We start from the raw sequence: 20972 nt of genomic DNA, 5'->3' as shown, positions 1-20972 counted from the left end.
CCTCAGGGGCGCTGGGCCCCTGACTTCACCACCCGTCGCCGGCCAGCAGCTCGCGGATGCAGCCGCGCAGCCAGGCGTGGGCCGGGTCGGCGTCGTGGCGGGGGTGCCAGGCCAGCCCGAAGGGGAGGGAGGGCAGGTCGAGCGGGATGTCGAGCGTCACCAGACCGAGGGCGTCGGCCAGGCTGCGGCTGCGGCTGGTGGTGAGGCCGATCAGATCAGTACTGCGCAGCACGAACAGTGCCGCCGGATAGGTCGCCACGGTGCCCACCACCGTGCGGGAGAGGCCGAGTTCGGCGAGGGCGGTGTCGATCGGGCCGTGCAGGCGGCCGCGCCGGGAGACGCCGATGTGCCGGCCTGCGGCGAACCGTTCCGGGGTGGGCGGGCCGTCGAGCAGCGGGTGGCCGGCCCGGACGACGGCCAGCATCCGGTCCTCGTAGAGCTGTTCGACGTGCACCTCGGGCGAGGTGGTGTCGATGACCCCGACCTCCAGGTCGGCGGTGCCCTCGCGCAGGGCGGGGGCGTCGAGGTGGCTCTCGCCGAAGAACCGCAGGCGCACCCCGGGTGCCTCGGCCGCCGTGCGCGCGAACAGTCCGGCGCCGTGGGCGGCGGCGAAGGCGTCGTGCGCCAGAACGGTGAACGTCCGGTCCAGGGTGCGCAGGTCGACCTGTCCGCCGGCGGTGAACAGTGCCCGGGCGCGCTCCACCACGGCGCGGACCTCGGGGTGGAGCGCGAGTGCGTGCGGGGTCGGCACCATCGTCCGCCCGGCCCGGACGAGCACCGGGTCGCCGAGGGCCCGCCGGATGCGGCCCAGGGTGCGGCTCATGGCGGGCTCGGACAGGTGCAGCCGGGCCGCGGCGCCCGAGACGCTGCGCTCCTCGACGAGCACGTCCAGGGCGATCAGCAGGTTGAGGTCCATCGTGGATTGCACGGCACGCATTCCTCTCATGCAGAACATGCACTGGATGCAATCCAAGCATCGCCCTACGGTGGACGGGAACCCACACACCTCCGCTCCGGAAGGAGCTCCCCCGCCCATGCCCGAAAACACCCGGACGGCACTGCGCCGGTCCACCCTGCTCACGATGTGCGCCAGTGTGCTGGTCGCCCAGAGCATGGTCGCCGCGATCAACCTGATGATCCCCCAACTCGCCGCCTCCGCCCTGCATCCGTCCCCGAGCGCACTGCTCTGGACGGTCGACGCGTACGTCATCGTCTTCGCCGGGCTGCTGATCCCGGCCGGCGCGCTGGGCGACCGCTGGGGGCGGCGGCGTGCGCTGCTCGCCGGGCTCGCCCTGTTCGCCGCGGGGGCGTGCCTGAGCGCCGGCGGCGGCACCCTCGGCTCGGTGGCCGCGCTCGTCGCCGGGCGGGCGGTCTCCGGCGCGGGGGCCGCGCTGGTCATGCCCGCCACCATGGCGGTGCTGGTGCACCTGGCCGGCCCGGAGCGACGGGTGCAGGCCGTCGCCTCCTGGACGCTCGCGGTCGGCCTCGGCGGCCTGGCCGGGAACGTCGGCGGCGGCCTGACCGCCCAGTACCTGCCGTGGCAGGCGCTGTTCTGGGCGATGGCACCGCTGGCGGCCGTACTGGCGGCGGCCGTGCTCCGCACCGTCCCCGACCTGCCCCGCCACCCGTCCTCCGCCGACCCGGCGGGCTCCGTGCTGCTGATCGGCGGCACCGGCGCCGTGCTGTACGGCATCATCGAGGGCCCCTCGCACGGCTGGTGGTCGGCGCCGGTACTCACCGGGTTCGCGGCCGGGGCGGTGCTGCTGGCGCTGTTCACCGGGCACGGGCTGCGGGCGCGGCGGCCGCTGGTCGACCCCCGGGTGTTCCGCTCCCGCCGGCTGCGCGCGGCGGCCGTGGGCACGGCGGCGTCCTTCTTCGGCCTGTTCGCGCTGTTCTTCGTCAACTCGCAGTTCCTGCAGTACGCCAAGGGCTACCCGCCGGCCCGGACGGGGCTGGCGATCGTGCCGCTGACCGTCGGCATGGCCCTGGTGCCGCGGCTCGCCGCTCGGTTGCAGGACCGGCACGGCGTGCGCCTGGTGGCCGGCGGCGGGCTGGCCCTGATCGGCGGCGGGCTGCTCGGCGTCTCCACGGCCGGCCCGGCCACGCCGTACCCGGTGTACGCGCTGTGGCTGCTCGTGCTGTCGGCCGGCATGGGGCTGTGCGCCCCGGGTCTGACCCACACCGTGGTGTCCGAACTCCCCGGCCACCAGGCCGGGCTGGGTGCCGGGCTGAACACCGCGGCCCGGGAGCTCGGCGCGGCGCTCGGCGTCGCGGTCGTCGGCACGGTGCTCGCCTCGCACGCCGGGGGCGGATCTGCGCACGGCCCGGCCGAGTTCACCGCCGGGATGGCGGCCGGCCTGCGGGTGGTCGCGGTGCCGGTGCTGCTGGCGGCCGTCGCCGTGACGCTCGGCCTGCGCGGTCGGCCCGCCGGCGCCGGCCCCGCGGCGGCTCCCCGGCCCGTGGCGGACCGGAGCGCGAGCTGACCCGCGCACGGGTGACCGGTACACGGGCCGACCGGCCGACCGCCGGCCCACCGCCTCCCGGACCGCCGTCTCCCGGCCGGCCGGCACCCGGCCGCGGGCGGCGGCGGGCCGGTTTGCCACCATGCCTGTCATGACCGTCATCGTTTCCGTCGACGCAGCGGGGTGCGGCTGCGCGGCGCGCCGCCCCTGGTCCCCCTCTCCTCCGCCCGGGTGGGCGCGGGCCGCCGGAACGTCGCTGGCCCGCTGGGCGGCGCCCGGGTGCACCGCGTCGCCGTACGGCGGCCACGGGTTCGCCCCCGCGGAGCGGGCCCCGGTGGCGGGCGAGGTGCGGATGGTGGGGATGGACGGCCCGTTCCTCGCCGAGGGGCCGTTCTGGTGCCTGTTCGCGCCGCCGTCCACGGTGGCGAACTGCGCGCCGGACTGCCCGGAGGAGCTGCCCGCGCACGCCATGGTCCGCTGCACGCCGCTGGCGGTGGCGGACGCCCGGCCGGGCGGGGCCTGGGTGCAGGTCTCGGTGGACGAGGTGGTCGGGCTGACGGAGGCCCAGCAGCGGTGGGCGCCGTCGGCGGAGGGATCGGTGACGGACTGGCTGCCGCCGGAGGGCGCCGGGGTCGCTCGGACGAGCTTCCGGTACGTGGAGTGGTCGGCGCAGGGCGACCTGGGGTGGTGGGCGGTGCTGCGGGAGGACGGCGACCGGCCGGTGCTGCTGCTGGCCGAGTCATGGTCCTTCGACGGGAACGACGTGGCGATGGGGCACCGGCCGCTGACGGACGGGGAGGCGGCCGCGGTGCTGGCGTGCTGGCCGCCGGAGGGCTGACGGCCGGCCGACCGGGAGGCCGGAACGGAGGGCATGCCACCGCTTTCCGTTCCGCCACGAACGGTGCCGGTCCGGTGTTCGCGCGTCGCGCCCGAACGGCGGCGCAAAGATCCTCCGGGCCTCCGTTCGTGCCGTGATCACCCCGGCGGGGCGGGCCCGCCGGGGCCGCCCGCCGACGGACCGCCATTCCCCGCACACGGCAACGGAAGCGGCCGCCCGCATTTCCGGCGCGGAATTTCGCCGAATTTCCCACGGAATTCGCCCGGGACCGCCCGCCGCGGACACGTCAGGCCGGGTCGGCATCCCCCGTGACCTGCGTGGCGACCCGTCGGCGCCCCGTCGACAGCCGTTCGCATGACGGGGCGTGTGGCCGAAATGCACGCCTGCGGCATCTCAGCACTCGTGATGATTGTGTGATGTTCAGGATGCTGGCTTGTTATCGCGGTGACGATCCCTCTAATCTCCACCTCAGCCCGACAGCACGGGCGCCCGAGGCGCGGCACGCCGAACCCTGCCCACCGCGTCGAACGGGTCACCGACCAGACCCTGGGCAGGGACGGGGGACCCACGTTTCGACGCCGCCCCCACACGGCTAGGGGTGAAGCCGCGTCCGCGCGGCCGGGCCACCTCCCCGGTCCGAACCCGACAGCTCACCTCGCAGGCGTGCGGAGAGGGAACTCGATGGGTTTCATCGGCTCCGGCCGTCACCGCCGCCCCACCCAGACCGAGCGCGCCGTCGCAGCCGCCGGCGTGGCAGGTGCAGGTCTGGCGATCCCGCTGCTCACCGCCACCGGCGCCCACGCCGCCCCGGTCACCACCTGGGACGCGGTCGCACAGTGCGCCACGGCGGGCAACTGGACCAAGGCCACCGGCGACGGCACCTACGGCGGACTCCAGTTGGACCTGCGCACCTGGGTCGCCTACGGCGGCGACCTGTTCGCCTCCACCCCGGACCGCGCCACCAAGGACGAGCAGATCACCGTTGCGGAGCGGGTGCTCGCCGACAGCGGCGCCAAGGTCTGGGGCAAGTGCGCCACCACCGCGGGGCTGACCGGCGAGGGCAAGCCCGAGACCGTCGTGCCGACGGAGACGGCCACGCCCGCGCCGACCACCACGGCTCGCGGTGCGGCCCCGGTCTTCCCCGGCATGCAGGGCCGGGACGCCAACGGCGTGTACTGGTACCAGGCCGGCGGCCAGTGGTATTGGACCACCAGCCAGGAGATCTACGACTACTGGACGGGTCCGGGCGCCACCCAGAACGACCAGGGCGACAACTCCGGCAACGGGCATTCGGCCACTCCGCCGACCCCGTCCGCCCCGACCACCGCGCTGCCGCCCACCGGCACCGTGCCGGGCACCCCTGACGCCACCACCACCCCGGCCCCGGGCACCACCCCCGGCACCACGCTCCCGGGGGCCACGGCGCCGACCACGACCGACCCGACGACCGGTCAGCCCGTCACCGGCGTCCCGCCGGTCACCGACCCCACCGGCGCGGCCACCGGCCCCGCCGCGCCCGCCACCGCGGACCAGGCCCCGGCGGCCACCTCCGCGCCGCAGGACTCCCAGGGCGCCAAGGAGGCGACCACCTACACCGTGGCGGCCGGCGACACGCTGTCCGACATCTCCGACAAGAACAAGCTCGGCGGCTGGAAGCAGGTCTACGACAGCAACGAGTCGACCATCGGAGAGAACCCGGACCTCATCAAGCCCGGCCAGGTCCTCAAGATCAAGTAACCTCGCAGGCACGCCGCACGACGGCCCCGGGCAACCGCCCGGGGCCGTCGGCGCGTTGCGCGTGCTTCGGCTCAGATCCGGCCGGTGCCGGCGCCCGCGGTGTCCACGGACGCCACGGTGTCGGCACCCGTCGGGTTGTAGGTGTAGGGCGCGGTGGTGAAGCTGCCGGTCCGGGTGATCTCGGTGGTGGTCGAGCCGAGGTCGTTGCGGAACAGGTTGGCGTAGCCGTCCGTCTTGCTGTCGCCGGTGGTGGTGACGGACTCGAAGCTGCCGGCGAAGGTGTTGCGCTCCACCAGCACCTGGGCGCCCATCCGCGAGTGGACGGCACTGTCGCCGACGTTGGTGAAGTAGTTGCTGTACACGTGCGCGGTGCCGAAGCGGACGCTGGGCAGGCGCGAGTTGACGTTGTCGAACCAGTTGTGGCCGTAGGTCACGTGCAGCTTGCCGGTGTCCTCGGAGGCGTTGCTGTCGGAGTGGCCGACCAGGCTGACCTTGTAGTGGTCGTGGAACTTGTTCCAGGAGGCCGTGATGCTGTCCGAGCCGTGCGTGATGTCGAGCAGGCCGTCGTAGTAGTCCTTGCCGTGGGTGCGGTCGGAGGACAGGTCGTTGTGGTCCACCCACACCTTGGTGGAGGCCTGCAGGGTGATGGCGTCGGTGCCCACCGCCTTGGAGATCTTCAGGTTGCGGAGGATGACGTTGGTGGCGTTCTTCACCCGCAGACCGCCGCCGGTCAGGCCGGAGTTCGCGCCGACGCCGATGACGCTGGTGTTGGAACCGACGTCGACCTGGCCGCTGAGCGAGATGGTGCCGGAGATGTACACGGTCTTGGCCGCGCTGCCCGCCACCGCGGACTTCAGCGCGGACAGGGTGGTGACGGTGGTGCTGCTGCCGCCGGCGCCGCCGGTGGTGCCCGCGGCGAAGCCGTACGGCGAGCTCTCGTAGGTGGCGGCCCGGGCCTGCCCGGCGGCGGTGGCGGAGAGGCCCGCCACCAGGGCGGCCCCGACGGCGGCGGCGAGCGCGCGGCGGCGCAGGGCAGAACGTCCCACTGTTGCGATCATGACAATCAGTCCCTCGGGTCGGACGGGTGGGGGACGCCCGGCGGTCGGCGGGTGTGGCGGTGCAGGGAGCGCCGGACCGGACTCCGGGCGGAACGGGGGCCCGGCCCGGTCGATCCGCACGGGCGAGAAGGGCTCCCCTGGATTCGGCCGTGTTCACATGAGTGAACAGTGGCTGCATCCATGGCCAGACCGTAGGCGCGAACCTGACATGCCGTCAATGCCCCCGACAGCAAGACGTGACGATCGGGCAGAGGCGTCCGCCCCGAGCCGAAGGGCCCGCCGGCGCCGAAAGGGTGGACCCCTCCTGCCCGTCGGCGGGCAAGGAGGGCGAGCACGGGAGCGAAGCGACGGAGCATGGGGGCACCTCCCGGCCGCCAGGCTGGGGGAGACCGTCGGCGCCGGATCAAGAGGGCCCGGAGGCGAGCGGGCGACACCCGCCCCGAGCCGAAGGGCCCGCCGGTGCCGAAAGGGTGGGCCCCTCCTGCCCGTCGGCGGGCAAGGAGGGCGAGCGCGGGAGCGAAGCGACGGAGCATGGGGGCACCTCCCGGCCGCCAGGCTGGGGGAGACCGTCGGCGCCGGGTCGGGAGGGCCCGGAGGCGAGCGGGCGACAGCGGACGCTCCGGCCATCGCCCGGGGCCACCGGCCGGTTCAGCCGGATGAACGATGCCGGCGTCTACCGCCGCCCGGCCGGCACGGGCCTGCGGGCGCGGGTCGCCAGGGCCGTGCGGAGCACGGGACCGAGGATGCGGCGGACGTCGGCGGAGGAGAGGCCGGCCGCGGTCGGCAGCGGGTTGACGTAGCGGGTGTGGATCAGGCCGCCGATCACGGTGACGGCTGCGGTGGCCCGTTCGGTCGCGTCCGGGCCGCCGAGGAATTCAGCAATCCTGGCCAGCACCTCGTGTTCCAGGTACTCCTGCAGCACCCGGCGGGCGTCGTCCTCCTGCAGCGGGAGGCGGTTGAAGGACGCGTCGTCCCAGAGGTCGGTGACGGCCCGCAGCAGCCGGTCCGCGAGGCCGTCCCGGTCCCCGCGGAGAGCGTCGGCCAGGCCCAGCGAGCGGGCGCACTCCACCTGCATGACCTCGCCGAACAGCCCCTGCTTGGAGCCGAAGTGGTAGGCGATCAGCGCCGAGTCCACACCGGCCGCGGCGGCCACCGCCCGCAGGGTCGTGCCGCGGTAGCCGCGCTCGGTGAACAGGCCGCGGGCCGCCTCGGCGATGCGGGCCCTGGTCGGCGGATTGCCGCGCGGACGGCCCCGGCTCTTATTCATCACCGTTGAATATCGTCCGCCCCCTCGGCGATCGTCAAGCCGTCGAAGGGCCGGGAAAGCCCGGACAGGATTGAGGAGTTGGGTGCAGATGCAGATCGTCGTCCTCGGCGCCAGTGGGCCGACGGGCCGCCAGCTGGTCGACCAGGCCCTCGCGGCCGGCCATCAGGTGACCGCGGTGTCCCGCCGACCACAGGGGCTGCCGCTGCGCGAGGGGCTCACCGTGGTACCGGCCGACGCCACCGACCCCGCGGCGGTGGACGCGGTGGTCGCGGGCAGCGATGCGGTGCTCTCCGCGCTGGGCACCACGTTCAGCCGGGCGCCCGTCACGCTCTACTCGCAGGCGGCGCGGGCCGTCACCGGCGCCATGGCCCGGCACGGCGTGCGGCGGCTGGTCGCGGTGAGCTCCAGCGTCGCCGACCCGGCCTGGCGGCCCAGCGGCGCCTTCCTGTTCAACCACGTGCTGGACCCGTACGTGAACCGAGTGCTGGGCCGCACCCTGCACGAGGACATGCGCCGGATGGAGGAGGTGATCAGGTCCGCCGAGGACGTGGACTGGACGATCGCCCGCCCGTCCGGGCTGTTCACCACCCTGGCGCCGACCGGCTACCTGCTCGCCGAGGACAGCGCCGACGGGCTGTTCACCTCGCGCGCCGACCTGGCGGCGGCGATGCTCGCACAGCTGGCGGACGACCGGTTCGTCCGGCGGGCGATGGGCGTGGCCACCACGGAGGTGAAGCCCGGCATCCTGGGGCTGCTGTGGCGCGAGGGCGTCCGCCGGCAGCGCTGAGGCCGGACGGCCGCCGGGTGCGGGGGCACCTTCCGCCTCCGCACCCAACATCCCTTTCTGCGCGGAGTCTTGACGCGCCGGATGGCGCCGACTAGACATTCCCTCGCGCTTGGGAGCGCTCCCACACTACGGGGGAAGCCTCCCGGTACCCCCGTCCGCCAGCCCTAGGAGCCGCACGTGTCCCGCCACCGCCGTCGAATCGCGGCAGCGAGCGCCGTTGTCGCCGCCGTCGCGGCCTGCTGTCTGCCCTCCCCCGCGTCCGCCGCCACCGGCCGGGACCGGGCCCCCGCGCCCGGCGCCAGGTTCTACGTCGACCTCGACAGCAAGGCCCTGCACCAGGCCGCCGCCGACCTCAAGTCGGGCGACCTCACCGACGCGCTGGCCATGGCGAAGATGGGCTCGTACCCGGTCGCCCAGTGGTTCAACGGCACGGCGACGCCCCAGGAGACCACCAGGGCCATGGCGAAGCTGCAGGCCCGCGCCGCCCTGCAGCAGCAGGTCCCGGTGGCGGTGGCGTACAACGTGCCCGGCCGGGACTGCTCGCAGTACTCCGCCGGCGGCGCCTCCAACTCCGCCGAGTACGCCGCCTGGATCGACGGTCTCGCCAAGGGCATCGGCGACCGCCGCACCGTGGTGGTCCTGGAGCCGGACGGCCTCGCGCTCAGCCCGTCCTTCTGCGGCGGCACCGACCGGCAGCAGGCCGACCGGCTCGCCGAGATCAACGCCGCCGTCGACCGGCTGACCGCACAGCCGCGTGCCGCCGTCTACCTGGACGCCGGCCACAGCGGCTGGCAGTCCACCGGCACCATGGCGAAGCTGCTCGTCGACGGCGGTGTCGACCGGGCGCAGGGCTTCTTCCTCAACGTCTCCAACTACCAGCGCGACGCCGACCTCGTCCGCTACGGCACCCAGATCGCCAAGTGCACCTGGTACCTGACCCACACCCCCGGTGCGGTGGCCGACGACTGCGCCAACCAGTACTGGCCGCAGGCCGACGCGGACGCCTGGTACGCGTCCCACGTGCCCGCCGGCGCCGAACTGCCGCACTTCGTCATCGACAGCAGCCGCAACGGCCAGGGCCCCTGGACGCCCACCTCGACCTACCCCGACCCGCAGACCTGGTGCAACCCGCCCGGCCGCGGCCTGGGCACCCGACCCACCGCCGACACCGGCGTCCCGCTGCTGGACGCCTACCTGTGGGTCAAGGTCCCCGGCGAGTCGGACGGCAGCTGCACCCGCGGAACCACGGGCGGCATCGACCCGGAGTACGGCTCCGCCGACCCGGCCGCGGGAGCGTGGTGGCCCGCCCAGGCCCACGCCCTGGCCGCCGGCGCCTCCCCCGCCCTGCGTTTCAACACACCCGCACCCGCGGGCCACTGACCCACTTCCCCAGCACGCCCGGCACCACCCACCGGGTGTGCCGCCGGGCGCCGCCTGCCTTGGTCAGCAGCGGCGCCCGGCGCTTTTTCATGCCCAGGATGCGCCGAAACTTTTCGAACCATGCGCCTGACCGGTGTCCATATCCGGACAGTCGCGCGTCCGCATGCGACGACTGAGGACCCGCCTTGAGCACGCTCTGACCGGCGGTCAGCAGGTAGGGAAACTTTCGGCATTGATCTCGAAACTTGTTATTGACGCAGCCTCAACAACACCGACATACTCGTCGGCGATCGACCTCCCCGCCGCTGGCCGCGTGGCGGATGCACCACACCGCAACAGGTCCCACCCAGCCTGTCCGGGCGGTCCCCACGGCCGTCCGGCCAACGGAAAGAGGTTGTCGATGATCCACCGCTCCCCCGGGTCCCCGGGGCTGCTGCGCCGGGCCGCACTGGCCGGCACCGCGGGCCTGCTCGCCGCGGCCGGCCTCGCCGGTGCGGCCGGCACCGCCCACGCCGCCGGCACGCTCGGCGCGTCCGCGGCCGCCAAGGGCCGCTACTTCGGCACCGCCGTCGCCGCCAACCACCTCGGCGAGTCGGCCTACGCGACCACGCTGGACACCGAGTTCAACTCGGTGACCCCCGAGAACGAGATGAAGTGGGACGCCGTCGAGGCCACCCGCAACTCGTTCAACTTCGGCTCCGCCGACCAGATCGTCAGCCACGCCCAGGGCAAGGGCATGAAGGTCCGCGGCCACACCCTGGTCTGGTACTCCCAGCTCCCGGGCTGGGTCGGCGGCCTGGGCGCGGCCGACCTGCGCACCGCGATGAACAACCACATCACCCAGGTCATGACCCACTACAAGGGCAAGATCTACGCCTGGGACGTCGTCAACGAGGCCTTCCAGGACGGCGGCAGCGGTGCCCGGCGCAGCTCGCCCTTCCAGGACAAGCTCGGCAACGGGTACATCGAGGAGGCCTTCCGCACCGCCCGCTCGGTCGATCCGGGCGCCAAGCTCTGCTACAACGACTACAACACCGACGGGCAGAACGCGAAGAGCAACGCGGTCTACGCGATGGTGAAGGACTTCAAGCAGCGCGGCGTGCCGATCGACTGCGTCGGCTTCCAGTCGCACTTCAACAGCGCCTCGCCGGTGCCGAGCGACTACCGGGCGAACCTGCAGCGCTTCGCCGACCTCGGCGTGGACGTGCAGATCACCGAACTCGACATCGAGGGCTCGGGCTCCGCGCAGGCGGCGAACTACACCAGCGTGGTCAACGCCTGCCTGGCCGTCTCCCGCTGCACCGGCATCACGGTCTGGGGCATCACCGACAAGTACTCGTGGCGCAGCAGCGGCACCCCGTTGCTGTTCGACGGCAACTACGGCAAGAAGGCCGCGTACACGGCCGTGCTGACCGCCCTCGGCGGGTCCTCCTCCGGCGGCGGCGGTGGCGGAGGAGGCGGCGGTACGGCCTCCTGCACGGCCACCTACAGCCTCACCCAGAGCTGGAACGGCGGCTTCAACGGGCAGGTGACGGTGAAGGCGGGCAGTACCGCGATCACCGGCTGGACGGTCACGGTGACCGTCACCCCGCCGCAGAAGGTCTCCGCCACCTGGAACGGCACACCTGGCTGGGACGGCTCGGGCAACGTCATGACGATGAAGCCCAACGGCAACGGCAGCCTCGCCGCCGGTGCCTCGACCAGCTTCGGCTTCACGGTGATAACCAACGGCAACACCGCGGCGCCCGTGATCGGCGGCTGTACGGCCGCCTGATCCCCCCACCCACCGGGTGCCCCGCACGGGGGCGGTGCGGCGGCCCCACCGGCCGCCGCACCGCCCCCGTGTCCGTGTGCCCGGCCGGGTCCCCGGACGCGGCCCCGGCCTTCGTCGTCACCAGAAGCGGGGCTGGCCCGGGATGCTCTCCAAGTCGGCGAGGACGAGCTCCCTGTCCTCGGCCTCGGCGACGTCCTCCGCCGCGGCCAGCGCCTGCTCGGTCCATGCGCGTGCCTGCTCGGTGTCCCCGGCGACGGCGGCGGCCCGGGCGAGGGCCTCGTAGGCGAAGGCCAGGTCCCAGTCGCCGATCGCCTCGGCGCGGCAGATGTCGAGGCTGCGCTGCGCGTGGTGGCGGGCCGGTTCCGCGCGCCCCAGCACAGCGTAGACGCGGGAGCACTGCCACTCGCCGCGGCTGAGGTTGGTGGCGGCGCCGACCTGCCCCCAGTGGTGGCGCGAGGCGTGGGCCATGTGGAGCATGCGGTCGTCGTCCTCGACCGAGCGGTCCTCCTTCTCCAGCAGCCGCCACACCCCGTTGAACAGGTCGACGGCGAGCTGCCGTTCGTCCTGCACGGCGGCTTCGGTCCCGGGCTTCTCGTCGGTCACGGCGGTGTCGACTCCTTCGTCGATGAGGTGGTCGGTGCGGTGGAGTGCGCCCCGGAGGCGGTCGAGTCGGGCCTGAAGCCGTCGGCGGTGCTCCACCAGGACTCGCTCGGTGACGGCGGCCCGGTCGTCCCCGGCGGCCAGGCAGGTGCGGACCTGGTCCAACGGGACGTCCACCGCGCGGAGGACCTGGATCAGCTGCGCCGCGGCGGCCTGGCTGCTGCGGTAGTAGCGGTAGCCGGTCGCGGGATCGACCCTGGCGGGCTCCAGCAGGCCCACCCGGTCGTAGTGCCGCAGCGCCTTGGCGGTCAGGCCGGCCCGGCGGGCCAGCTGACCGATCGTGACCAGCCGGTCCGTCCCGTCGTCCATGCACCGAATCTAGAACCTTGCCCCGCGGGAACCTCAAGGACTTGTGGTCAACGGCAATCGGACGCAGTCCTCCCCCGGCCTTCAGGCGTCGCGCCGCCGCACCGCCGCCACGGTGGTGGCCGTGGCGGCGAGTGCCCAGGCGGCCAGGGCGATCCAGGCGCCGGGGACGGTGCCCGGGTAGCGGCCGAGGGTGGCGGAGGACTCCGGGTTGAACGCCAGTCGTTCCGCGGCGTGCAGCGGCAGGTGGTTGCCGATCTCCTTCAGTGCCCGGTACCGCTCGCCGCCGAAGAGCATGGGCAGCAGGAACAGCAGCCCGACCACTGCGGTCACCGAGGCGGTCGGGTGCCGCAGCACGGCGCCGAACGCCGCGCCGACCAGCCCGCAGACCGGGACGACCAGCGCGTACCCGGCGACCGCCCGCAGACAGCCGGCGTCGCCGATCGACAGCCCGACGTGCCGGGAGGCCAGCATGGCGTTGGTGGTGAAGAAGGAGGCGGTGGAGACGGCCGTGCCGAGGCCGAGGGTGAGGCCGGCGACCAGCAGCAGCTTGGCCGCCACCACCCCGCGACGGTCCGGGACGGCGGCGAAGGTGGTGCGGACGGTGCCGGTGGCGTACTCACCGAAGACGGTGATGGCGCCGAACACCGCCGCGGCCAGCGCCATGACGGAGCAGGCGATGGAGCCGAGGCCGTGCCACAGCGGGTCGTAGCGGTAACCGGGCGGTGCGGCCTGCAGGTTGTCGATGTAGGGCAGGTCGCTGTGGACGGCGTTCACGTTGATCGCGACGGCGGCGACGGCGCTCAGCGCGAGCAGCCAGAACGTCGACCGCAGCGAGCGCATCCTGATCCACTCGGCGGCGAGCAGGTCGGTGAAGCGCGGTGCGGGTTCGCCCTCGCGCAGCGGTGCCGCGGCAGCGCGGGCGGTGCGGGCGGTGCGGGTGGTACGGGCGGTGCGGGCGGTGGGCGTGGTCATCGGGCCTCCCCGGCCTGGTGCTCGGTGCTGTCGGCGGTCAGCGACATGAAGGCCGCCTCCAGGGACGAGTCCAGGGGGGCCAGGCGGTGCAGCAGGATCCGGTGCCGGTGGGCGAGTTCGCCGATCCGGGCGGCGCTCAGGCCGGTGACCGTGCACCCGCCGTCGCCCTCCGGCTGCACCTCGGCGCCCTCGGCCAGCAGGACGCGCGCCAGGCCCGCGGCATCGGGCGCGTGCACCGCCACCACGGGCGCGGTACCGCGGGCGGCGAACTCCGCGAGGCTCTGCTCGGCGATCAGCCGGCCCCGGCCGACCACCACCAGCCGGTCGGCGGTGTGCTGCATCTCGGCCATCATGTGGCTGGAGACGAACACCGTGCGGCCCTCGGCGGCGAGGCGGCGGAACAGCCCGCGCACCCACCGCACCCCTTCCGGGTCGAGCCCGTTCAGCGGCTCGTCGAACAGCAGCACCGGCGGGTCGCCGAGCAGGGCGCCGGCGATCCCGAGGCGCTGCTTCATGCCCAGCGAGTAGCCGCCGATGCGGCGCCGGGCGGCCGTGGCCAGCCCGACCTGCTGCAGGACCTCGTCCACCCGGGTCTGCGGGATGCCGTTGCTGCGGGCCAGTGCGGACAGGTGGGCCCGCCCGCTGCGGCCGCCGTGCACGTCGTGCGCGTCCAGCAGGGCGCCGACGTGGCGCAGCCCGCGCGGGCGGGTGCCGAAGGGCACCCCGTCCACGGTGACGGAGCCGGCGGTGGGTGCGGTCAGGCCGAGGATCATGCGCAGCGTGGTGGACTTGCCCGCGCCGTTGGGGCCGAGGAAGCCGGTGACGGTGCCGGGTTCCACGGTGAAGGTCAGGTCGTCGACGGCGGGGGTGCCGCCGTACCGCTTGGTCAGTCGGGTTGCTTCGATCACCCGGCCCACGGTGCCGGGACGGGCGCCGGCGCCGCATCGGTCCGCCGGCCGCATCCGCGGGGTGCGGCCTCCGCCCCCGGGATGACGCCCGTGGGCCGATGCCGCGGCCGGGGTGTGCGCCTACGATCCTGTGCATGACCGCCGAGCCCCGCCCGCCCCTGCTCAAGCGCCTGCCACCCGGGGTGTGGGTGGCCGCCGCCTGGGTCACGGTTATCGCCGTACGCTCCCTGCAGCGCCCGGACGAGCTGCACCGCCTGTTCCGCTACCACGGGAACGTGGAGGACGGGCCGCTGCTGCTCACCGCCGTCGTGACGACGCTGGTCGCGGTGCTGCTGTTCCGCGTCCCGGCGGCGGCCGTGGCGGTGGCCCTGGCGGGCTGTGTGTTCTCGCTCGGCATGGACGTGCGGGCAACGCCGTTCGTGCTGTTCTTCCTCGCGGACGCGCTGGTCGGCTTCACCGCCGCGACCCGGCCACGGCGCTATTCGGTGCCGACGGCGCTGCTGCCGGTCGGCGTGGTCGCCGGCCACACGGCCTGGGAGATGTGGAGCGGCTACCCGTCGAGCGTCTCGGTGGCGCTCGGCCTGGTGTCGGGCGTCGCCGTGGCCTGGCTGGTCGGCCACAACGTCCGGCAGGGCCGCGAGCACGTGGAGGAGCTGCGCCTGCAGGCCACCCGGCAGGCGGTGACGGCCGAACGGCTGCGGATCGCCCGCGAGTTGCACGACATGGTCGCGCACGCGGTCGGTGTGGTCGCCATTCAGGCCGGGGTGGGGCACCGGGTGATGGACACCCAGCCGGAGCAGGCGCGGGAGGCGCTGAAGGCCATCGAGGCGACCGGCCGGGAGACCCTGGCGGGGCTGCGGCGGATGCTCGGTGCGCTGCGGGAGAGCGATCCGGAGCCCGGGCCGCAGGCCCCCGCTCCCGGCCTGGCCGACCTCGGCCGGCTGGTCGCCACCGCCGGGAACGCCGGGGTCCGGGTGGCCGTGGAGTGGCGGGGCGAGCACCGCGAACTGCCGGCCGAGGTGGAGCTGGCGGCTTTCCGCATCGTCCAGGAGGCGGTGACCAATGTGGTCCGGCACTCGGGGGCGGCGGAGTGCCGGGTGACGGTCGACCATCGGCCGGACGGGCTGGCCGTCGAGGTCGTCGACGCGGGCTGCGGCGGCGGTGCCGGCGGCGCAGGCTACGGCATCGTCGGCATGCGGGAGCGGGTGGGCCTGCTGCACGGCAGCTTCAGCGCCGGGCCCCGCGCCGGGGGCGGGTTCCGGGTGGCGGCGCAGCTGCCGGTGCCGGCGGAGGCCGGCCGGTGATCCGCGTCCTGCTGGTGGACGACCAGCCGCTGATCCGTACCGGGCTGCGGGTGCTGATCGCCGACACTCCGGACCTGGAGGTGGTCGGCGAGGCGGGCAACGGCGCCGAGGCGGTGGAGCTCGCTGTCCGGCTGCAGCCGGACGTGGCGGTGATGGACATCCGGATGCCCGGGACGGACGGCATCGAGGCGACCCGTCTGATCACCGCCGACCCCGGCTGCCGGACGCACGTCCTGGTCCTCACCACCTTCGACGACGACGACTGCGTGTACGGTGCGCTGCGCGCCGGGGCGAGCGGATTCCTCGTCAAGGACATGCAGTTGGAGGCCATCCTGGACGGCATCCGGGTGGTCGCCGCCGGGGAGGCGCTGATCGCTCCGGCGGTCACCCGGCGGCTCATCACGGAGTTCGCGGCGCGCCCCGAGCCCTCTCCGGGCACCGGTCCCGGCACGCCTGCCGGGCCCGCGGGTACGGCCGGTGCCGGGCGGGCGGTGCTCGACGGCATCACCGGGCGGGAGCGCGAGGTGCTCACGCTGGTCGGACGCGGCCTGTCGAACACGGAGATCGCGGCGGAGCTGTGCATCAGCACGGCCACCGCGAAGTCGCACGTGGCCCGGTTGTTCACCAAGTTGGACGCGCGCGACCGTGTCCACCTGGTGATCCTGGCGTACGAGAACGGACTGGTGCCGCCCGTGCGGTGAGGCGGCGCGGGCGGCACGGGCTGTGCGGGTGTGTGGGGTGACACCGCCGCCCGGGAGGTGCGGGCCCCCGCGGACGGCGGTGTCGTACCGGGCACGGGGCGGGGGTCAGGTCACCGCCCCGTGCCGCGGATCAGGAGGTGGCCGTGCAGGTCGGTACGGCCGTGGCGACGGCTCCGCTCTCGGTGCGGGTGGCCTGGACGCCGAAGGTGGTGGAGCCGGCCGGCGGGATCACACCGTTGTAGGACAGGTTGGCGGCGCTGACGGTCTGCCCGACCTGCTGCACGTCGGCGCTCCAACTGCCGCTGACCTTCAGGCCGGTGGGCCACTGCCAGACGACCTTCCAGCCCTTGGTGGCGGTGCTGCCGGTGTTGCTGACGGTGACGTTGGCGGTGAGGCCGCTGCCCCAGTCGTTGAGCGTCAGGGTCGCGCTGCAGCCGGAGCCGGTGCCGGTCGGGGCGGTGGTGGCGGTGACCGCGGCCGAGGCGGCGGAGACGTTGCCGGCCGCGTCCCGGGCCCGGACGGTGTAGCTGTACGCGGTGGCCGCGGTCAGCCCGCTGTCGGTGAAGGCGGTGGCGGAGGCGGTACCGACCTTGGCGGTGCCGCGGTAGACGTCGTAGCCGGCCACGGCGGTGTCGTCGGTGGCGGCGCTCCAGGAGAGCGTGACGCTGCTCGCGGTGGTGCCGGTGACGGTGAGCGATCCGGGGACGGTCGGTGCGGTGGTGTCGCCGCCCCCACCGCCGCCGCTGCCGCCGAAGCCGGGGGCCTTGATGTCGGCGAGGTAGCCGTCCTTAACGGTGTTGACGGTCGTCCAGTCGTCGTTCAGGATGCCGCCGGTGTCACCGGAGTTGGGGTTCCAGGACCAGAACGTCCAGCTGATGCTGTCGGCACCGTACTGGGCGGTCGGCCGCAAATACTGCACCAGCGCCTTGAGCCACTGCTGGTCGACGGTGGACTGCAGGGTGGTGCCGAACTCGCCGACCCAGACCGGGGCGATGTTCTGCTTGAAGAGGTAGCCCCAGTTCTTGTCCCAGATCGCCGGCATGTTGGCCGGGAAGGACGGGTCGGAGAACCACGGCTGCTGCGCGACGCTGGTCGCGTAGTCGTGCGCCGAGTACACCACCCGGTTGGGGACGCTCAGTTGGACGGGGTACTGGCCGGCGCCCTGCAGGTTGCCGCCCCACCAGTTGGAGCTGCCGTTGAAGGTCTGCACGCCCTCGACGAAGATCAGCAGCTTGGAGTTGGCGGAGAGCACCGCCTCGCCGCCGCGCTGGGCGGCCAGCCGCCAGTCGGTCGCGGTGTCGCCGCAGCCCCAGCAGGCCGGGTCGTGCGGCTCGTTGTGCAGGTCGATGCCGACCACGGCCGGGTTGCCGGCGTACCGGGCGGCGATCGCCTTGAGGTTGGCGAGCCAGGTGGACTCGGGGACGGCAGCGGTGTACCAGAGCGCCGACTGGCCGCCGGAGTCCGGGCGGTGTCGGTCGAGGATGACCTTGAGGCCGGCCGTGCCGGCGTAGTTGACCAGCTTGTCCATCACCTGGAGGGAGTTGAGGCCGACCAGGTCGGCGTTCATGCCTCCGGAGGTGTTGATGCTGGCGGGCTGGGTGCCCTTGAAGATGTCGTCGCTGTACGGCATCCGGATGGTGTTGTAGCCGAGCGACTTCATCTGGTCGATCATGCTCTTGTAGTCGCGGCTCCACAGGCCGTGCGCCACGTAGTTGCCGGTCTCGAAACCGAACCAGTTGATACCGGCGATGCGGACGGGCTGGTTCGCCTCGTCCAGGATCTGCCGTCCGCTGGTGTGCCAGTAACCGGCCCCGGCGGACGCCGCGGCAGCAGCGGCCGGGGCTGCCGCCGGGGCGGCGGCGTGCGCGGTCTGCAGGCCGGTCGGCGCGGTGGCGACCGCCGTGGCCGCGGCGAGCGCTGCCGCACTGCGGCCGAGCCGGCGCATCAGGTGCCGGCGCAGCTGAAGGCGCATGGGTCTCGTTCCTCTCTGGAGGCTGTCCGGCCTCCGCCGCGGGGGAAGTCGGCGGCGGAAGCCGGGCGGGTGGGGCGTTCCGTGGTACGAGAGTGCGGCGGTACAGGACCCGGGAGTTCATTGCGGGAGCGCTCCCACAGGTTGGTCGACCCGGCCGGATCGACCTCATCAAAGCCAGAGAGGCATTGGGCCGTCAATATGTCCAACAGTCTTCAATACTTGAAGATTATCGACAGCACTGCCTCTCTTGAACGGCTGAACAGGCGGAGAAGTGAACTCCAAGCCGACTGGGAGCGCTCCCAACTGACGTGTCGTCGCCACACCGCGTGGGCAACCGGCGGGACGGCCGGACCGCGCCTACGCTGACCGGACACGGCCACGCACCCACGACGGCGAGGAGGACCCGCATGAGCCGCCGCCCGCGCCAGGTACTGGAGGACGTCCGCCGCGAGCTGGCCCCCGGCGAGCGCGAGAACCGCCTCGTCCCCGCGATCGCCGCGGGCACCGCACCGCTGACCGTGCTCTCCGAACTCGCCGCCCAGCAGCACCGGATCATCACCAGCGACCGGCGCAGCCTGCTGGTGCTCGCGGCCCGCTGCGCGGACGGCCCGGCCGGCGGGTACTTCGCGGGCCTCGCCGACGGCGAGAGCCGGGCACTGGAACTGCTCGACGCGTTCGCGGCCCGCTGCGGGCTGGCCCCGCGGGAGACCGCGGCCCGTCGGCCGCTGCCGGGCTGCCAGGCGTACCCCGCCTACGTGGCCTGGCTCGCCCTGAACGGCGACCCGGCCGGGGTGGTGCTCGCGCTCACGGCCAACTTCGCCGCCTGGGGCGGCTACTGCGCCGCCGTATCGGCCGGGCTGCGCCGGCACTACGGCTTCGGCGACGCCGACTGCGCCTTCTTCGACTTCTTCGCCCGGCCCGACCCGGCCGCCGAGGAGTCGACCGTCGCCGTCCTGGAGTCGCTGGCCCCGGACGGCGAGCGGATCAGTGCCGGACGCGGCTACGGACAGCTGCTGCAGGCGTACGAGCTGATGTTCTGGAACACCCTCGCGGACGCTCCCGCGGGGCGGCAGAAGCGGTAGCGCACCGTCGGACGCGGGTGCCGCGGGGCTTTCCGAAGGGCTCGGTGCGGGCGGGAGGCGGTCCGGGTGTGCTGGAGTGCGGAGGCGGACGCCGCGGCCGGTGTGCTGGTCGCCGGGCTCGGCACGGTCTGCCTGCTGCGGGTGCGCGATCCACGGCGGCTGCCGCTGGCGGCGCTGCCACTCCTCCTCGGGGTGCACCAGCTGGTGGAGGCCGCGGTGTGGCTGGGCGAGGACGGCCGGATCGGCGCGGGCCCGGCGCAGGCGGCGCGCACGGTGTGGGCGCTGATCGCCCTGCCGCTGCTGCCGCTTCTGGTGCCGTTCGGGGCGTGGTGCGCGGCCGGACCGGGCGGTGCGCGGCGGCGACAGCTGGGGTGGCTCGCGGCGCTCGGGGCCGTGGTGGCCGTCCCGCTCGCGGTGGCGGTGCTGCGCCACCCGGTGGCGGCCGAGGTCCGCCACCACACGCTGGCGTACGCGGTGGGGGTGCCCTGGGCCCCGGTGCCGACCGCCGCGTACCTGCTCGCCACGATCGGGTCCCTGGTGGTGAGCGGAGACCGGGCGCTGCGGCGCCTCGGCCTGGTCATGGGCGCGGGCGCGGTGGTGTGCGCCGTGCTGTGGCGGGCGGCGTTCGCCTCCACCTGGTGCGCGCTCGCCGCGCTGGCCGCAGCCATGCTGATCGGCTGGTCCGGCGGCACCGACCCGCCGCCACGGCCCGGCGCGGCGGGTGCACGTCCGGGCGGGGCCGGCTGACGCCCTATCATCTCCCCATGGCCGATCCGCTGCGTATCGTCACCCGCTCGTCACCGATGGCGCTCGCCCAGGTCGAGCGCGTCCGGGCCGAACTCGCCGTCCTCCACCCCGACGTGCAGACCCGGGTCGTCCCGGTCACCACCTCCGGCGACCGCTGGATGGGCGATCTCGCCGCCCTCGGCGGCAAGGGCGCGTTCACCAAGGAAGTCGACGCGGCGCTGCTCGCCGGGGAGGCCGACCTCGCGGTGCACTGCCTGAAGGACGTCCCCGCCGACCGGCCGCTGCCCGCGGGCACCGTCTTCGCCGCCTACCTGGAGCGGGACGACATCCGCGACGCCCTGGTGCACCCCGGCGGCCTGACCCTGGACGAGCTGCCCGCCGGCACCCGGATCGGCACCTCCTCGGTGCGGCGGATCGCCCAGCTCGCCGCCTCGCACCCGCACCTGGCGTGCGTGCCGATGCGCGGCAACGCCAACAGCCGGCTGGCCAAGCTGGACGCCGGGGAGGCGGACGCGCTGCTGCTCGCGGTCTCCGGACTGGAGCGGATCGGCCTCGCCGACCGGATCAGCGAGGTGCTGGACGTGGCGGCGATGTGCCCGCCGATCGGCGCCGGCATCCTCGTCCTGCAGTGCCGCGAGGACGACACCCGCACGATCGACACCGTCACCGGCCTGAACCACCCGCAGACCTGGCGGGAGGCGGCCGCCGAGCGGATGTTCCTGCACGTGCTGCAGGGCCACTGCAACGCGCCGATCGCCGGCTACGCACGGGCCGAGGCCGACGGCCGGCTGTCCATGCGCGGGCGGGTCTTCTCGCCGGACGGCAAGCGCGTGCTCGACGCCCACGAGTGGGCCGGCGCGCTCGGCCCGGAGGACCTCGGCACCTCGACGGCGCTCGCACTCAAGCGCCAGGGCGCCCAGGAGCTGATCGAGGGCATCGCGCACTGAACAGCGCCGCGACCTCGGGGCCGCCACCGGGCGCGCCGGCTCCGTTGACAGTGCTCGGACGAGCTCC

At 74.0% G+C, this 20972-nt stretch carries 18 protein-coding genes and 1 riboswitch; of the genes, 11 read left to right on the top strand and 7 right to left on the bottom strand.

Going from position 1 to position 20972, the window contains the following annotated elements; translation table 11 throughout:
• Positions 1 to 25 precede the first annotated feature (25 nt).
• Positions 26 to 937: a LysR family transcriptional regulator gene (locus tag ACQ614_RS31580; RefSeq protein WP_431682372.1), complete on the bottom strand. Its 912-nt coding sequence runs from the start codon at positions 935 to 937 to the stop codon at positions 26 to 28.
• A 97-nt stretch (positions 938 to 1034) separates the two neighbouring features.
• Between ACQ614_RS31580 and ACQ614_RS31575 the strand changes: the two genes are divergently transcribed.
• The 3 genes from ACQ614_RS31575 to ACQ614_RS31565 all read left to right on the top strand — a co-directional run bounded on the left by ACQ614_RS31575 (position 1035) and on the right by ACQ614_RS31565 (position 5037).
• Positions 1035 to 2483: an MFS transporter gene (locus ACQ614_RS31575; RefSeq protein WP_431682371.1), complete on the top strand. Its 1449-nt coding sequence runs from the start codon at positions 1035 to 1037 to the stop codon at positions 2481 to 2483.
• A 130-nt stretch (positions 2484 to 2613) separates the two neighbouring features.
• Positions 2614 to 3300 (top strand): hypothetical protein, encoded by a 687-nt coding sequence (locus ACQ614_RS31570; protein WP_431682369.1) that lies wholly within the window; start codon positions 2614 to 2616, stop codon positions 3298 to 3300.
• A gap of 527 nt (positions 3301 to 3827) precedes the next feature.
• A riboswitch (cyclic di-AMP (ydaO/yuaA leader) is annotated at positions 3828 to 3980 on the top strand.
• A 1-nt stretch (position 3981) separates the two neighbouring features.
• On the top strand, positions 3982 to 5037 hold the full coding sequence (locus ACQ614_RS31565) for a LysM peptidoglycan-binding domain-containing protein (RefSeq protein ID WP_431682368.1): 1056 nt from the start codon (positions 3982 to 3984) through the stop codon (positions 5035 to 5037).
• Positions 5038 to 5108: 71 nt separating this feature from the next.
• On the opposite strand, the gene ACQ614_RS31560 is transcribed toward ACQ614_RS31565, so the two are convergent.
• On the bottom strand, positions 5109 to 6095 hold the full coding sequence (locus ACQ614_RS31560) for a pectate lyase family protein (RefSeq protein WP_431682367.1): 987 nt from the start codon (positions 6093 to 6095) through the stop codon (positions 5109 to 5111).
• Positions 6096 to 6768: 673 nt separating this feature from the next.
• Complete coding sequence (locus tag ACQ614_RS31555) at positions 6769 to 7362, bottom strand: TetR family transcriptional regulator (protein ID WP_431682366.1); 594 nt, start codon at positions 7360 to 7362, stop codon at positions 6769 to 6771.
• An 88-nt stretch (positions 7363 to 7450) separates the two neighbouring features.
• On the opposite strand from ACQ614_RS31555, the gene ACQ614_RS31550 reads away from it, so the two are divergent.
• The 3 genes from ACQ614_RS31550 to ACQ614_RS31540 all read left to right on the top strand — a co-directional run bounded on the left by ACQ614_RS31550 (position 7451) and on the right by ACQ614_RS31540 (position 11303).
• Positions 7451 to 8149, top strand: a complete 699-nt coding sequence (locus tag ACQ614_RS31550) for an NAD(P)-dependent oxidoreductase (RefSeq protein ID WP_431684079.1) — start codon at positions 7451 to 7453, stop codon at positions 8147 to 8149.
• Positions 8150 to 8326: 177 nt separating this feature from the next.
• A complete protein-coding gene (locus ACQ614_RS31545) occupies positions 8327 to 9529 on the top strand; it encodes a glycoside hydrolase family 6 protein (RefSeq protein ID WP_431682364.1) in 1203 nt (400 codons plus the stop codon).
• Between the two features lie 400 nt (positions 9530 to 9929).
• Positions 9930 to 11303 (top strand): endo-1,4-beta-xylanase, encoded by a 1374-nt coding sequence (locus tag ACQ614_RS31540; protein WP_431682363.1) that lies wholly within the window; start codon positions 9930 to 9932, stop codon positions 11301 to 11303.
• 117 nt (positions 11304 to 11420) lie between these two features.
• Here ACQ614_RS31540 and ACQ614_RS31535 read toward each other — a convergent pair whose 3' ends face one another.
• The 3 genes from ACQ614_RS31535 to ACQ614_RS31525 all read right to left on the bottom strand — a co-directional run bounded on the left by ACQ614_RS31535 (position 11421) and on the right by ACQ614_RS31525 (position 14152).
• The gene (locus ACQ614_RS31535; protein WP_431682362.1) at positions 11421 to 12272 is read right to left on the bottom strand and encodes a MerR family transcriptional regulator; all 852 of its coding nucleotides are present in this window, start codon (positions 12270 to 12272) and stop codon (positions 11421 to 11423) included.
• Between the two features lie 81 nt (positions 12273 to 12353).
• Positions 12354 to 13244: an ABC transporter permease subunit gene (locus ACQ614_RS31530; protein WP_431682360.1), complete on the bottom strand. Its 891-nt coding sequence runs from the start codon at positions 13242 to 13244 to the stop codon at positions 12354 to 12356.
• On the bottom strand, positions 13241 to 14152 hold the full coding sequence (locus ACQ614_RS31525; RefSeq protein ID WP_431682359.1) for an ABC transporter ATP-binding protein: 912 nt from the start codon (positions 14150 to 14152) through the stop codon (positions 13241 to 13243). The genes ACQ614_RS31530 and ACQ614_RS31525 overlap by 4 nt, the downstream gene beginning before the upstream one ends.
• Positions 14153 to 14286: 134 nt before the next feature.
• On the opposite strand from ACQ614_RS31525, the gene ACQ614_RS31520 reads away from it, so the two are divergent.
• A complete protein-coding gene (locus ACQ614_RS31520; RefSeq protein WP_431682358.1) occupies positions 14287 to 15456 on the top strand; it encodes a sensor histidine kinase in 1170 nt (389 codons plus the stop codon).
• A complete protein-coding gene (locus tag ACQ614_RS31515) occupies positions 15453 to 16157 on the top strand; it encodes a response regulator (protein WP_431682357.1) in 705 nt (234 codons plus the stop codon). Before ACQ614_RS31520 ends, ACQ614_RS31515 begins: the two co-directional genes overlap by 4 nt.
• 130 nt (positions 16158 to 16287) lie before the next feature.
• On the opposite strand, the gene ACQ614_RS31510 is transcribed toward ACQ614_RS31515, so the two are convergent.
• Complete coding sequence (locus ACQ614_RS31510; RefSeq protein WP_431682356.1) at positions 16288 to 18129, bottom strand: cellulase family glycosylhydrolase; 1842 nt, start codon at positions 18127 to 18129, stop codon at positions 16288 to 16290.
• 407 nt (positions 18130 to 18536) lie between these two features.
• Here ACQ614_RS31510 and ACQ614_RS31505 point away from each other — a divergent pair, with 407 nt between their 5' ends.
• The 3 genes from ACQ614_RS31505 to hemC all read left to right on the top strand — a co-directional run bounded on the left by ACQ614_RS31505 (position 18537) and on the right by hemC (position 20905).
• Positions 18537 to 19211, top strand: coding sequence for a transcriptional regulator (locus tag ACQ614_RS31505; RefSeq protein WP_431682354.1), 675 nt, complete (start codon positions 18537 to 18539; stop codon positions 19209 to 19211).
• A gap of 66 nt (positions 19212 to 19277) precedes the next feature.
• Positions 19278 to 19958: a DUF6629 family protein gene (locus ACQ614_RS31500; protein WP_431682352.1), complete on the top strand. Its 681-nt coding sequence runs from the start codon at positions 19278 to 19280 to the stop codon at positions 19956 to 19958.
• 17 nt (positions 19959 to 19975) lie between these two features.
• Positions 19976 to 20905 carry a hydroxymethylbilane synthase gene (hemC, locus tag ACQ614_RS31495; protein ID WP_431682350.1) on the top strand — a complete coding sequence of 310 codons (930 nt, stop codon included), beginning with the start codon at positions 19976 to 19978 and terminating at the stop codon, positions 20903 to 20905.
• Positions 20906 to 20972 lie beyond the last annotated feature (67 nt).

This window comes from Kitasatospora dryopteridis (assembly GCF_050749075.1).
GTDB lineage: Bacteria > Actinomycetota > Actinomycetes > Streptomycetales > Streptomycetaceae > Kitasatospora.
Note: the sequence above shows the minus strand (reverse complement) of the source record. Positions and strands in the feature narration are given on the sequence as shown.

Bases quoted from the DNA above. Each gene is read 5' to 3' on its own strand.
- ACQ614_RS31535 (WP_431682362.1), bottom strand. From the start codon at position 12,272: ATGGACGACGGGACGGACCGGCTGGTCACGATCGGTCAGCTGGCCCGC.
- ACQ614_RS31570 (WP_431682369.1), top strand. From the start codon at position 2,614: ATGACCGTCATCGTTTCCGTCGACGCAGCGGGGTGCGGCTGCGCGGCG.
- hemC (WP_431682350.1), top strand. From the start codon at position 19,976: ATGGCCGATCCGCTGCGTATCGTCACCCGCTCGTCACCGATGGCGCTC.
- ACQ614_RS31575 (WP_431682371.1), top strand. From the start codon at position 1,035: ATGCCCGAAAACACCCGGACGGCACTGCGCCGGTCCACCCTGCTCACG.
- ACQ614_RS31530 (WP_431682360.1), bottom strand. From the start codon at position 13,244: ATGACCACGCCCACCGCCCGCACCGCCCGTACCACCCGCACCGCCCGC.
- ACQ614_RS31555 (WP_431682366.1), bottom strand. From the start codon at position 7,362: ATGAATAAGAGCCGGGGCCGTCCGCGCGGCAATCCGCCGACCAGGGCC.
- ACQ614_RS31580 (WP_431682372.1), bottom strand. From the start codon at position 937: ATGCGTGCCGTGCAATCCACGATGGACCTCAACCTGCTGATCGCCCTG.
- ACQ614_RS31540 (WP_431682363.1), top strand. From the start codon at position 9,930: ATGATCCACCGCTCCCCCGGGTCCCCGGGGCTGCTGCGCCGGGCCGCA.
- ACQ614_RS31510 (WP_431682356.1), bottom strand. From the start codon at position 18,129: ATGCGCCTTCAGCTGCGCCGGCACCTGATGCGCCGGCTCGGCCGCAGT.
- ACQ614_RS31550 (WP_431684079.1), top strand. From the start codon at position 7,451: ATGCAGATCGTCGTCCTCGGCGCCAGTGGGCCGACGGGCCGCCAGCTG.
- ACQ614_RS31520 (WP_431682358.1), top strand. From the start codon at position 14,287: ATGACCGCCGAGCCCCGCCCGCCCCTGCTCAAGCGCCTGCCACCCGGG.
- ACQ614_RS31505 (WP_431682354.1), top strand. From the start codon at position 18,537: ATGAGCCGCCGCCCGCGCCAGGTACTGGAGGACGTCCGCCGCGAGCTG.
- ACQ614_RS31560 (WP_431682367.1), bottom strand. From the start codon at position 6,095: ATGATCGCAACAGTGGGACGTTCTGCCCTGCGCCGCCGCGCGCTCGCC.
- ACQ614_RS31565 (WP_431682368.1), top strand. From the start codon at position 3,982: ATGGGTTTCATCGGCTCCGGCCGTCACCGCCGCCCCACCCAGACCGAG.